Here is a 12770-nt window from a genome sequence, read left to right as displayed (position 1 = left end):
GAAGGAAGTACTAGCGCTTCTGCTTGACGATCTTTTCCTGATCCACTGCGTCTTCTTCCAGCGGCTCGTGCTCCTCGTGGCCCGCCGACACCAGATGGCTGTCGCCCTGGCCGAAGAAGCCCTTCTTGAATTCCTGCACTGCCTCGGTCATCGCGGCGAGCGTGTCATCGTCAAGCTTGCCCGTCTCACGGATGGTGGTCAGCAGCGAACTGGAGTGCTTCAGGTGATCCAGGAACTCTGATTCGAAGCGCCGGATGTCTTCGACCGGTACGTCGTCCAAGTGTCCGTTGCTGCCGGCCCACATGGAGATGATCTGGTCCTCCACCGGGTAGGGACTGTACTGGCCCTGCTTGAGCAGTTCCATCAGCCGTTCGCCGCGGGTGAGCTGCTGGCGCGAGGCCGGATCCAGGTCCGAAGCGAACATGGCGAAGGCCTGCATGTCGCGGTACTGAGCCAGGTCGAGCTTCAAGGTACCAGCGACCTTCTTCATCGCCTTGACCTGCGCGGACCCACCGACACGGGACACCGAAATACCCACATCCACGGCCGGACGCTGGTTCGCGTTGAACAAGTCGGACTGCAGGAAGATCTGCCCGTCGGTAATGGAGATGACGTTGGTCGGAATGAACGCGCCGACGTCGTTCGCCTTGGTTTCGATGATCGGCAGGCCGGTCATCGAACCGCCTCCCAAGTCGTCGGACAGCTTGGCGCAACGCTCCAGCAGTCGGGAATGCAGGTAGAACACATCGCCCGGGTAGGCTTCACGTCCCGGCGGACGACGCAACAGCAGCGACACGGCACGGTAGGCCTCGGCCTGCTTGGACAGATCGTCGAAGATCACCAGCACGTGCTTGCCCTGGTACATCCAATGCTGCCCGATCGCCGATCCGGCGTACGGAGCCAAGTACTTGAACCCGGCGGGGTCGGAGGCCGGTGAGGCGACGATGGTGGTGTAATCCATGGCGCCGTGGTCCTCAAGGGTCTGGCGCACCTCGGCAATCGTGGATGCCTTCTGTCCGACCGCGACGTAAATGCAGCGGACCTGCTTACTGACGTCGCCGGACTCCCAATTGTCCTTCTGGTTCAGGATGGTGTCGACGCCGATAGCGGTCTTGCCGGTCTTACGGTCGCCAATGATCAGCTGGCGCTGTCCACGACCGATCGGGATCATCGCATCGATGGCCTTCAGGCCGGTCTGCAGCGGCTCGTTGACCTCCTGGCGCTGGGTCACGCTGGGCGCCTGCACCTCGAGGGCACGGGATGTTTCGGACTTGACCTCGCCACGGCCGTCGATGGGATCGCCCAGCGGATCAACGACGCGACCAAGGAATTCGTCGCCGACCGGAACGGAGAGAATCTCGCCGGTGCGGTGCACCTCCTGGCCTTCTTCGATGCCGGTGTAGCCGCCGAGGACGATTACACCGATCTCGCGGACGTCGAGGTTCTGGGCCAGCCCCAACGTCCCGTCTTCAAATCGCAGCAACTCGTTAGCCATGACCGAGGGCAGTCCCTCGACCTTGGCAATACCGTCACTGGCTGTTGTCACACGGCCGACCTCTACGCGCTCGGCGGTGCCGGGCTCGTAGGACGCCGCGAACTCATTCAATGCGTCGCGGACGTCATCGGCATTGATGGTCAAATCGGCCATCTGCAGTCCCTGCTCTCCTGTTTCGTGATCACCACGGATCTATTGCGGTGACCTGGGTTTACCGGCCTCGGGCGGTTCCGGTCGTTGGCCGGTCCCCGCTGCCTCGTCCTTCAAGTTCTCAGTTATCAGCCGGCCATTTGCCGACGCAGTTCGCCAAGCCGGGTAGTGACTGAGGCGTCCATGACCTCGTCACCAACTTTCACACGTACACCGCCGACCAGCTGCGGGTCAACGTCGACGGTGAGTTTCAGTCGGCGTCCGTAGAGGCGGTCCAGTCCGGTCTGCAGCCGGTCAAGCTGCTGCCCGCTGAGCGGACGGCTGGTCGTGACATAGGCAATCCACCGTTGTTGCCGCTCGGCCACCAATTCCACAAAGCGTTCGACCAGCGCCGTCGGCTTCAGCCCCCGGGGGTTGGACACAGCCTGCCGGATCAGCGCCCGGGCCGGTTCACCCGCTTGAGGGACGAGCTTCAACGCCAGGGTGGATTTCGCCTCGTCACCTGCCTGCGGATCGTCGAAGGCCCGCTGCACCTCGTGGCTTGCGCCAACCACCTGGTTAAACGCAAACAGGTCGTTCTCGAGCCGTTCCAGGCCGTCAAGTCCGCCGCCTGATGCCCGTTCGGCCACGGCGGCAACCACCGTTGCGGCCAGCGTTTCGACAGCGTCCCCGATGTCCCGGGCCCGTGACCAGCGGGAGGAAGCCAGCGCGGCCATGATGGATTCAGCGTCAGCAGAGACCTTGCCGCCAAACAGCTTGCGGGCCAGCGCCTCTTTATCCTTGCCCGGACGGGAAGGATCAGTGATGGACCGGCGCAGGCCGGCTGAGCCGTCCAACGTGTCGAGCACGCCGAACAATTCTTCAGCCAGGCCCAGCGTGGCGTCCGGCAGCACAGCGGCCAGCCGCTCCCGGGCTGCGGCCAGCGATTCACTCGATACGCCTGCCATTACTTCGCGGCTCCCGCGTTCTCGTTCTCCGACTCAAGGTCCGCCAGGAACCGGTCCACCACACGCGCCGAGCGCTCGTCGTCGTTGAGGGACTCCCCGACGATGCGGCCGGCCAGTTCCGTGGCCAGGCTGCCTACCTCCGAGCGCAGCGACGCGACAGCAGAGGCACGCTCGGCCTCAATCTGTGCGTGGGCCTGCTCAGTGATACGGGCCGATTCGTTCGCCGCCTTGTCCTTCAGGTCGGCAAGAATCCGGGCGCCTTCGCTGCGGGCTTCCTCGCGGATCCGGTTGGCTTCGGTGCGTGCGTCAGTGAGCTGCTGCTTGTATTCCTCCAAGGCAGCAGTCGCTTCAGCCTGGGCTTCTTCCGCCTTGGCAATGCCGCCTTCGATGGCTTCCGTGCGTTCTGCGTAAATCTTCTCGAACGCCGGAACGACCTTCTTGACGACGATGTACATGAGGATCGCAAAGGAGATGGCGACAACCAGAATTTCCCAACCATTGGGAATAATCGGGTTTGTCCCACCCTCGGCGGCGAGAATCATCGCCTCATTCATATTTCACCCGTCCTATTACTTTCCGTCTGCTGCTTGAGTCAGGCGCTGGTTAGACAGGCAGGACGAATGCGAACACCAGGCCGAGAATGGCCAGCGCCTCGGTCAGTGCCAGGCCAAGGAATGCAATCGGCTGCAGCACGCGCTGCGCTTCCGGCTGACGGGCGACACCGTTGATGTATGCGGCGAAGACGAGACCAACACCGATACCACCACCGATGGCCGAGAGACCGTAACCGACGAGATTGATAGAGCCTTCCATTATGTTCCTTTCAAGATGCCGCAGGGTGCGGCAGGTTGTTTGGGATCATCCCCGGCGGGGAAGTCTTTTCTAGTGGGCGTCGGCGTGGAGTGCGCCTTCGATGTAAATTGCGGTCAACAGTACGAAGATGTACGCCTGCAGCACCATGATCAGCGCCTCCAGGAAGTACATTGCAATGGCCCCGGCCAGTACCAGCAGGGACGTGCCCTGCAGCAGGATGTTCTCCTGCATGACCAGGAACTCGATACCCGAGCCCGCGACCATCACGATCAAGTGTCCGGACAGCATAGTGGCGAACAAACGAAGACTGTGAGTAATCGGGCGGACCAGGAAGTTGGAGATGATTTCGATCGGGATAATCAGCGGCAGCAGGTACCACGGCACGCCCGAAGGAACGGTGGCCAGTTTGAGGTAGCGGATGCCGTGCTTCTTGAAGCCGAGTGCGATCCAGATGACCCAGACCATGGCGGCAATGAAGTAGGCACCGCCAACGTGCGAAAACGTCGGCAGCTGGAGGATCGGGATGGCCCCGTAGATGTTGTTCACCAGCACGAAGAAGAAAATCGCGAACAGCAGCGGAACATACTTCATGAAGTCCCGGCCGCCGATGATGTCCTTGCCGATGGAATTGCGCACGAAGCCGTAGCCGAACTCACCCAGGAACTGCATCTTGGACGGCACCAGGCTGCCCTTGCGTGCGGCGTACATGAAGAACCCGGCAATGATCACCACGGACAGCAGCACCAGCGCGGTGTGCTTGGAGAAATCGAAACTTCCAATGGAGAACAGCGGAGGCAGGTGCATATCCGCGATTGTCGGGGGAGAAAATCCGCCCTCGTCCTGTGTTGTGGCGGGGAGCGCAAGCGCGATCAACGCGTTTCCTCTCTGCAGTGTCCATCATTGGGCAGTTCATTACCGGGCACAGATCCAGCGCACCGACATGTTAAGTTGTTCGACTTCACTGGTGTGGCCTCTCAGTCCGATCAGAAGACCGGCTGTCACCATGCGTGGCCGTGTGGCGGGTGAGACCGTGGGCATACGCCAAATAGAAACCTCCGGCGGCGCCAAGAATTGCACCGGCCAGAACGATCCAGCTGGTTCCCAACAGATTGTCCAGACCCCACCCTATCAAAGTCCAGACAATGATCCCCCCAACGATGTAGCTGAAGACGGCGAGTCCGGCGTTATAGGGTCCTTGATTGCTGAGGTCGGATTCGTCCGCCGAAGACCGGCGTCGTCGATGGTTCGGCTCTGCCATCATCGCGGCACACCTTCCGAGTCCGAACCGTACAGCAGGTATCGGGTGCGCGAGAAAGCGACGATCTCGGCAACTTGCCAGACCAGCACAGTTCCGACGGCGGCCCCGAAGAACCAGGCCCCGGCCAGCCAGGCCGGCTGGCCGACGGCGAACAGCGCCACCGCAAAACCCACCACCTTGATGACATAAGTGACCACGAACACTCCCAGGGCACCGGACGGATTCTTCCGGCCCACGAAGTGCCCGAGCAGCAGGCTGACCCCGAAGAAAGCGATCACCAGAACGCCGCCGAACAGGGCGCTGCCGGAGGCGGCCGGACCGGTCAGCAGCCATGCTGCCACCGCGGCCAGGACCAACGCCGCGCCGCTCATGGCCGAGCACGTTCCCAGGATTTTCATCCACGGGGACGGCGTCTCGCCCGAGGCAGGAGTGGTTCCTCCCGGCCCGGTTCCGCGGCCGGCCGGGGCGCCGGCACTGGATGCAGTCACAGATATCCTCGTCGTGGGTGAGCGGCTGTACAGCGTGGTCGCCGCACACAAATTCTACATGAGATAGAAGAGCGGACAGAATCGTCCCGGCGGCGGCGGAATCGGGTGCGATCGCAGCCGGAGGTGGCGGGGCGCAGGCCGGCGTTGGATCCTCAATGCCGCTCCAGCGGCTCGTCCTCTCCGGGCCGGGCAACCCAGGGGTGCAGCGTCAAGGCAAGAGCAACGACGACGGCGACACTGTCCACCGCCAGCACCCAGCGCCAGGGGAAGAAGGCGAAGGCAACCACGCCGAAGGCGACCACACTGGACCACAGATACATCATCAACACGGCCTTGGGGTGGCTGTATCCGGCATCAATCAGCTTGTGGTGCAGGTGTCCACGATCGGCGCTGAAGGGCGAACGCAGCCGGGCGGTGCGGCGCAGCACGGCCAGCGTCAGGTCCAGCAACGGCAGCAGCATCACCGCCAGCGGCAGCAGAATCGGCATGAAGGTGGGCAGGCCATTGGCCCGGTTGAACATATCGCCGCCGATCTGCGTCGTGGCCGCTATCGCGGATGAGGAGAGCAGCAGCCCGATCAGCATGGATCCTGAATCGCCCATGAAAATCTTCGCGGGAAAGAAATTGTGAGGCAGGAACCCCACGCAGGCACCGATCATCACCGCCATGATCAAAGTGGCCATGTTGGAGTAGTCCGTGGGGAATGCGAAGCGGGTGACCCAGTACGTGCAGAGGAAGAACGCTCCCCCGCCGATCACCGCCACCCCGGCGGCCAGCCCGTCCAGCCCGTCGACGAAGTTGATTGCGTTCATGGTCAGCACGATCAGGAAAATGGTCACGATGTACTGCAGGAACACCGAGTCGATCACCAGTCCGCCCACCGGCAGCATCACGATACGCACGCCCAACCATGCCACCGTTGCCGCGGCCAGTATCTGGCCGCCCAGCTTGAGGGTCCAATGCAGGTCCCACACGTCGTCGACCACGCCCACAAACGTGACAATTGTCGCGCCCAGCAGGATGCCCCAGATGGCGCCGGAGCCCTCGAAGATCCCGCGCAGGAAGGTCATTTGCGTGGCCACCATCAGAGCCAGGGCGATGGCGATAAACATGGCAATGCCGCCGAGCCGGGGCACCGGTTGGCTGTGGATGTCACGCGTACGAATGGGAGTGAACACCCTCAGCCGCTGGGCCAGGCTGCGTGCCATCGGTGTGCACAGATAAGCGACGGCGCCGGCGATCATCATCAACAGCAGGTAATTCCTCATTAGCCGTCTGTCACCGCCGGATCGTCGGGAGCATCGATTTCAGGCACCACCGCACGCAATTCCTCGATCGACAATGCGCCGGGCCTCACGACGGTCAGCCTCTCACCGGTGGCGTCGATGATGGTGGATGGCACGCCGTCGGCCGCCGGGCCGGCGGGACGGGGGCCGTCGTCGAGATACACCTGAACCGACTCGGCCAATTGAGCCCGGGCTTCGGCCGCGGTTTGCGCGGCCCGCTGCCCGCTCCGGTTGGCCGAAGAGACGGCCAGCGGGCCGGTCTGAGCCAACAGGTCAATGGCCAGCGCGTCGTCGGGCATCCGCAGCGCCACAGTTCCCTTGGTTTCGCCCAGGTCCCAGCTCAGCGATGGCTGTGCGTGGAAGATCAGGGTCAGGGCGCCGGGCCAGAACGCTTCGGCCAGCTGACGGGCGCCGGAGGGAATGTCGCTCGCCAGCCCGTCCATGGTCCCGGCCCTTGGGATCAGCACCGGCGGCGGCATGTCCCGGCTCCGTCCTTTGGCGGCCAGCAGGGTGGCGACCGCCTGGGAGGAGAAGGCATCCGCGGCGATGCCGTAGACGGTATCCGTGGGAAGCACGATGCATTGCTGATGGCCAATGGCGCGCTGAGCATCGGCCAGACCCTCGCTCCGCTCGGCGTCCACGGCGCAGTTGTAGCTGGTGGTCACGGCAACATTCTTTCATCTATCGATTGCGGAATCGTGCATCTGTGCTTGCTGGTCACTGCAGCACGGCACTGGTCGCCCGATCCCGCCCGGTCAGATCCTGATGGGTAGTCACGACGGTCCACTGCCCGCCCTGCAAAAGCCGAACGACGGCGGCAGCCTGCACCTCAGCGTGTTCCATCACGAACCAGCCACCGGGCTTCAGCAGCCGTGCGGCCGCTGCGACTGCCGTAGCCGGCATCGCCATACCGTCCGCTCCCCCGCCGTACAGCGCAATGGCCGGGTCATGCTCTGATACTTCAGGCTCCTGCGGCATCGAATCGGCCGGAATGTACGGGGGATTGGAGACGACGACGTCGAAGGTGCCGTTGTCGGCCGCCAGCGCCTCTGCCATATCCCCGGCCAGCAGCGTCACCGGCCACGCGGCCAGATTCTGTTCCGCCCAGCCATAGGCCAGCGGGCTGAGCTCGACGGCGAAGACCTCGGCCGCCGGCACCTCCTGCGCCACGGCGGCGGCGATCGCCCCGGAGCCGGTGCCCAGATCCACGATTCGTGGAGCTTCGGTCCCCTGGGCCTCCAGCTCACGGCCGCGGTCGATCACCAACTGCGCCACCGTCTCCGTCTCCGGACGCGGGACGAAAACGCCGGGGCCCACGGCGAGCTCCACATAGCGGAAGTGTGCCGTGCCGGTGAGGTGCTGCAGCGGAATGCGGCGGGCACGCTCGTCAATCAAGTCGTCGAATCCGGGCGGCGCCGGCGCGTCGGCCAGTGCCAGCGCGCGCACCCGGCCGCGGGGCACCTGCAGCAGATGGGCGGCCAGCAATTCCGCGTCCACCGCCGGCGATGGCACGGCAGCGGCGGCCAGCCGCCGGGCGCCCGAGGCCAGTGCGTCGGACAGGGACTGGTGGGTCAAGGACCCGTTCACCGTCAGGACGCGTCCTCGCCCAGAGTGCTGAGCCGCTCCTGCTCGTCCATTTCGATGACCGATTGGACCACCGGCTCGAGTTCCCCGCCCATCACATGGTCCAGGTTGTAGGCCTTATAGCCGGTGCGGTGATCGGCGATCCGGTTTTCCGGGAAGTTGTACGTGCGGATCCGCTCCGACCGGTCCATCGTGCGCACCTGCGACTTGCGGACGGCGTCATTGGCCGCGTCCAGCTCTTCCTGCTGCGCGGCGCGGATCCGTGCCCGCAGCACCCGCATGCCGGCTTCACGGTTCTGCAACTGGGACTTTTCGTTCTGCATGGCCACCACGATGCCGGTGGGAAGGTGGGTGATTCGCACCGCCGAATCGGTGGTGTTCACTGACTGGCCACCCGGTCCGGACGAACGGTAGACGTCGATCTTCAGGTCGTTCTGGCTGATTTCGACCTCTTCGGGTTCGTCCACTTCAGGCAGCACCAGCACGCCGGCGGCCGAGGTGTGGATCCGGCCCTGGGATTCAGTCACCGGCACCCGCTGCACCCGGTGGACTCCGCCCTCGAACTTCAACCGGGCGTAGACACCTTCGGCCGGGTCATTGGACGATCCCTTGATGGCCATCTGCACATCCTTGAAGCCGCCCAGATCGGATTCGGTGGAGGAGATGATTTCGCTCTTCCAGCCGCGCTGCTCACCGTACCGGCTGTACATCCGCAGCAGGTCCCCGGCGAACAACGCGGATTCGTCACCGCCCTCGCCGGCCTTGATTTCGATGATGATGTCGCGGCCGTCGTCGGGATCGCGCGGAATCAGCAGTCGGCGCAACCGTTCCTGCGCTTGAGTCAGCTGCGCCTCCAACACGGGGACCTCGGCGGCGAACTCGGGGTCTTCGCCGGCCATTTCCCGCGCCGCCGCCAGATCCTCTTCCAGCCGGTGCCACCGATGGTAAGCCTCGACAATGCCGTTCAGCTCGGAGTACCGTCGCCCCAGCTTTTTTGCCTTCGCCTGGTCCGCGTGCACTGCCGGGTCGGACATCTGAACCTGCAGGTCGGCGTGTTCGGTAAGCAGGGTCTGGACTGACTCAAACATCTTCTTTTCCTCATTCTTCTGCTGGACAAGATCAGTTAACCGACAAATCTCCGGCGGCCGCCAGCGCTGCATGATTGTCTCATGACAGCACCGGCCGCCACCGGAGATGAGGGTCAGTCGCTAATTGTCGTTCTTGGATCCCAGCGTGGTCTTTTGGACCTGCATCAGGAACTCGACGTTGGACTGCGTGTCCTTGATCTTGTTGGTCAGCAGTTCAAGACCTTGCTGGAGCTCCAGCCCGGACAGCACCCGGCGCAGCTTCCACATGATCTTGATTTCATCCGGCGAGAGCAAAGCCTCCTCGCGGCGGGTGCTGGAAGCATTGACGTCCACGGCCGGGAAGATGCGCTTGTCCGCCAGAGTGCGGGACAGACGCAGTTCCATGTTGCCGGTGCCCTTGAACTCCTCGAAGATAACTTCGTCCATCTTCGACCCGGTCTCCACCAAGGCGGTGGCCAGGATGGTGAGCGAACCGCCGTTCTCGATGTTGCGTGCCGCGCCGAAGAATCGCTTCGGCGGGTACAGCGCGGCGGAATCAACACCGCCGGAGAGGATGCGGCCCGATGCCGGAGCGGACAGGTTGTACGCGCGCCCCAAACGGGTCATCGAGTCGAGCAGCACGACCACGTCCATGCCCATTTCCACCAGCCGCTTGGCGCGTTCGATGGACAGCTCCGCCACGGTGGTGTGGTCGTCTGCCGGGCGGTCGAAGGTGGAGGCGACAACCTCGCCCTTCACCGTGCGCTGCATGTCGGTGACTTCTTCGGGCCGCTCATCGACGAGGACCATCATCAGGTGGACCTCGGGATTATTGATGGTGATCGCGTTGGCGATGGCCTGCAGAATCAGGGTCTTGCCCGCCTTGGGCGGGGACACGATCAGTCCACGCTGGCCCTTGCCGATGGGCGAGACCAGATCGATGACCCGGGGGCCGATCTTGGTGGGCTCGGTTTCCAGGCGCAACCGTTCCGTCGGGTACAGCGGGGTAAGTTTGGAGAAGTCGATGCGCGTCTTCTGCGCTTCGGCTTCCTGCCCGTTGACCGTATCGAGCTTCACCAGTGCATTGAACTTCTGCCGGCTGTTGCCGCCCTGGTTTTCGTTGTCCCGCGGAGCGCGGATGGAGCCGGTGACGGCATCGCCCTTGCGCAGGCTGTACTTCTTGACCTGGGCCAGCGAGACGTAGACGTCGTGGGGGCCGGGCAAGTAACCGCTGGTGCGCACGAATGCGTAGTTCTCCAGCACGTCCAGAATGCCGGCAACCGGCACCAGGACATCGTCCTCGGTGATTTCGGTTTCGTCGACCGCCGGACCCTGATTGCGGCGGCCGCGGCGGTCGTTGCGGTCGTTTCGGTCATTGCGGTCACGGAAGCGGTCATTGCGGTTCCGGTTGCGGCGGTTGCGGTTCCGGTTGCCACCGTCGTTGTCGTCATTGTCGTTACGGTTCCGGTTGCGGTTCTTATCCCGGTTATTGCGGTTGTCCCGGGTGTCGCCACCGTCTCGGTTATCGCCGCCGCCGCGGTTGTCCCGGGTGTCGCCACCGTCGCGGTTATCCGACTCACGGTCGTCGGTGCGGCCGCCCCGGTTATTGCGGTTATCGCGTTCTGCCGAGTCGCTGGAGCGCTTCTGCTCCTGTGCCTGGTCGCCGTCGGCTGCAGGCTTGGCGCCGTCCTGGGGCTGGCCGGCTCCGCTGGTATCGCCGCCCTCCCGGTTGTCCCCACGGTTGTCCGAGCCGCGGTTGTCCCCACGGTTGTCCGAGCCGCGAGACCGGCCGCGGCGATTGCCGCCGTCGTCCTTCTTGCCGCCGTCGTCCTTCTTTCCGTCGGAAGAGGCCTCATCATCGGATGCGGTGGCCGGCTGCTCCTGGGCCGTCTGGTCGACGTTTCCGTCGCTGACTGCCCTGCGGTTGCGATTGCGGGACCGCGAAGGCTTGCCGCCGTCATCCTTTTTGCCGTCGGAGGCGGCGGATTCTGCCGCAGCGTTGCCGGAGCCTTCGCCCTGGCTGCCAGGGGCCTGGCTGCCAGCGGCCTGGTCGGATGAAGCCTGGGCACCGTTGCTGCCGGTGGTGTCTTCAGCACCGGCACTACGGGCACCCTGCTTGCCGCCGCGTTGTTTACCGGCCTCTTGCTTACCGGCCTCCTGCTTACCGGCCTCCTGCTTACCGTCGTCCTGGTTCTTCGCGCCGGCCTCGCGGTCTGCGACCGCACCCCCGCGCTGATGGTTGGAAATTGCCGCCACCAGGTCGCTCTTGCGCATCCTGGATCCGCCGGTGATGCCGAGCTGGCCGGCTAGTGCCTGCAGCTGCGCAAGCTTCAGCCCGGATAAACCATTGCTCTTGTTGCCATCAGCGGCGGCTGGGTCTTTGTCCACACCTGCAGTCAGGTCAGTGGTTTCTGTCACGAAGGATTCCTTCCCCCTCGATGGGCGGTCCTTGAGAGACGGACCGCGGATTGTATGCTCTGGCACCGGTCAGATATGCGCACCAGAGTTCAGGTTTGCATTACAAAGCCGATGGATTCATAACACCTTGCCGAAGGCGGTTGCCTGCAGCGGCGCAATCAGCACAGATCTGATGATTACGCGTTCCATGACAGGCCCGGAAAAGGTGGCACCTGGGTCACCCTGTGGTTACTCTAGTGGCTACTCCACGTTTGATGGCGACTGACAGTTATTACCGTTGGTGCACTTCCACTTTAGCACCTTCGGGGGCAACTTTCAGGTTCAGCACACGCCAGGAGTTTTCTATTCCGGCATCTGCCAGCAAATCGGCCAGTTTATCCTGCGCCGCCTGCGCCTCGCTCCCGTCTGCAGCAAGGACCAGCACGGTCGGTCCGGCGCCCGAGACGACCGCGGCGAAGCCCGCGGCGCGCATGTGATTGATCAGCATGGCACTGTCCGGCATGGCTGAAGCGCGGTATCCCTGGTGCAGGCTGTCGTCGGTTCCTTCCAACAGATAAGAAGGATCGGATGTGAACGCGTGGACCAGCAGCGCCGTCCGTCCGGCGTTGGCTGCGGCGCTCAGGTGCGACACAGACTGCGGCAGCAGTGAACGCGCCGCATCAGTGGACAACGGTGTGTCGGGAATAGCCACCACCGGGACAATCTGCCTGAGCACATCAATCCGGGCGGTGCGGAACCGCGAACCAGCGTGCCAGGAGACGGACAGTCCTCCGTACAGAGACGGGGCCACGTTATCCGGGTGCCCTTCCATGTCCACACAGAGCTGGAACAATGTATCGTCGTCGAGCCGCACTTCATCCGGCAGCAGTGCATTGGCGGCCAAGGCCCCGGACACTATAGCGGCAGCCGAGGAGCCCAGACCTCGGCCATGGGGAATCGCGTTGTCCGCCCGCAGGCCGAGACCGCAGGCAGTTGCGCCCGCCCAGTGCCAGACCTTCTTCATCACTTGGATGATCAGGTGGGTGTCGTCGGCCGGGACCTTACCGGCGCCCTCACCGGTGACCGAGACCTCGACAGTTCCGAGCCCCTCACCTGTGGTCACCGTCAGTGTGTCGTACAGCCCCAGCGCCAGTCCCATCGTGTCGAAACCCGGACCGACATTGCCGCTGCTGCCGGGCACCCGCACGGACACATATTGACCGGCACGGATCTGCGGCGGCGTCGTGGTGTCGCCTGGCACGCTTTCTTCCACCGGCCTGATACC

Annotated in this window: 13 protein-coding genes; all 13 read right to left on the bottom strand. The window is 63.8% G+C overall.

Translation table 11 applies throughout. The features are described 5' to 3' along the window. Window positions 1-10 precede the first annotated feature (10 nt). On the bottom strand, window positions 11-1648 hold the full coding sequence (gene atpA / locus H535_RS0100795; RefSeq protein ID WP_026818027.1) for a F0F1 ATP synthase subunit alpha: 1638 nt from the start codon (window positions 1646-1648) through the stop codon (window positions 11-13). A 125-nt stretch (window positions 1649-1773) separates the two neighbouring features. Beyond that, complete coding sequence (locus H535_RS0100790; protein ID WP_026818026.1) at window positions 1774-2592, bottom strand: F0F1 ATP synthase subunit delta; 819 nt, start codon at window positions 2590-2592, stop codon at window positions 1774-1776. Then, entirely contained in the window at window positions 2592-3146 is a 555-nt protein-coding gene (locus H535_RS0100785) for a F0F1 ATP synthase subunit B (RefSeq protein WP_026818025.1), read from the bottom strand. Before H535_RS0100785 ends, H535_RS0100790 begins: the two co-directional genes overlap by 1 nt. Before the next feature lie 49 nt (window positions 3147-3195). Next, window positions 3196-3405: an ATP synthase F0 subunit C gene (gene atpE, locus H535_RS0100780; protein ID WP_026818024.1), complete on the bottom strand. Its 210-nt coding sequence runs from the start codon at window positions 3403-3405 to the stop codon at window positions 3196-3198. Between the two features lie 69 nt (window positions 3406-3474). Beyond that, a complete protein-coding gene (atpB, locus tag H535_RS0100775) occupies window positions 3475-4278 on the bottom strand; it encodes a F0F1 ATP synthase subunit A (protein WP_026818023.1) in 804 nt (267 codons plus the stop codon). A gap of 85 nt (window positions 4279-4363) precedes the next feature. After that, window positions 4364-4666 carry an AtpZ/AtpI family protein gene (locus H535_RS22705; protein ID WP_035767902.1) on the bottom strand — a complete coding sequence of 101 codons (303 nt, stop codon included), beginning with the start codon at window positions 4664-4666 and terminating at the stop codon, window positions 4364-4366. Then, window positions 4663-5151: a hypothetical protein gene (locus tag H535_RS0100765; protein WP_026818022.1), complete on the bottom strand. Its 489-nt coding sequence runs from the start codon at window positions 5149-5151 to the stop codon at window positions 4663-4665. Before H535_RS0100765 ends, H535_RS22705 begins: the two co-directional genes overlap by 4 nt. A gap of 152 nt (window positions 5152-5303) precedes the next feature. Then, window positions 5304-6419 carry an MraY family glycosyltransferase gene (locus H535_RS0100760; protein ID WP_026818021.1) on the bottom strand — a complete coding sequence of 372 codons (1116 nt, stop codon included), beginning with the start codon at window positions 6417-6419 and terminating at the stop codon, window positions 5304-5306. Then, window positions 6419-7102: an L-threonylcarbamoyladenylate synthase gene (locus tag H535_RS22700; protein WP_051298277.1), complete on the bottom strand. Its 684-nt coding sequence runs from the start codon at window positions 7100-7102 to the stop codon at window positions 6419-6421. Before H535_RS22700 ends, H535_RS0100760 begins: the two co-directional genes overlap by 1 nt. 52 nt (window positions 7103-7154) lie before the next feature. After that, window positions 7155-8024: a peptide chain release factor N(5)-glutamine methyltransferase gene (prmC, locus tag H535_RS0100750; protein WP_245580098.1), complete on the bottom strand. Its 870-nt coding sequence runs from the start codon at window positions 8022-8024 to the stop codon at window positions 7155-7157. Window positions 8025-8026: 2 nt separating this feature from the next. After that, a complete protein-coding gene (gene prfA, locus H535_RS0100745; protein ID WP_026818019.1) occupies window positions 8027-9109 on the bottom strand; it encodes a peptide chain release factor 1 in 1083 nt (360 codons plus the stop codon). A 120-nt stretch (window positions 9110-9229) separates the two neighbouring features. After that, complete coding sequence (rho, locus tag H535_RS0100740; RefSeq protein WP_026818018.1) at window positions 9230-11506, bottom strand: transcription termination factor Rho; 2277 nt, start codon at window positions 11504-11506, stop codon at window positions 9230-9232. Between the two features lie 271 nt (window positions 11507-11777). Beyond that, complete coding sequence (gene thrB / locus H535_RS0100735) at window positions 11778-12746, bottom strand: homoserine kinase (RefSeq protein WP_026818017.1); 969 nt, start codon at window positions 12744-12746, stop codon at window positions 11778-11780. Window positions 12747-12770 lie beyond the last annotated feature (24 nt).

The organism is Arthrobacter castelli DSM 16402 (assembly GCF_000430705.1).
In the GTDB taxonomy this organism is placed as follows: domain Bacteria; phylum Actinomycetota; class Actinomycetes; order Actinomycetales; family Micrococcaceae; genus Arthrobacter_C; species Arthrobacter_C castelli.
Note: the sequence above shows the minus strand (reverse complement) of the source record. Positions and strands in the feature narration are given on the sequence as shown.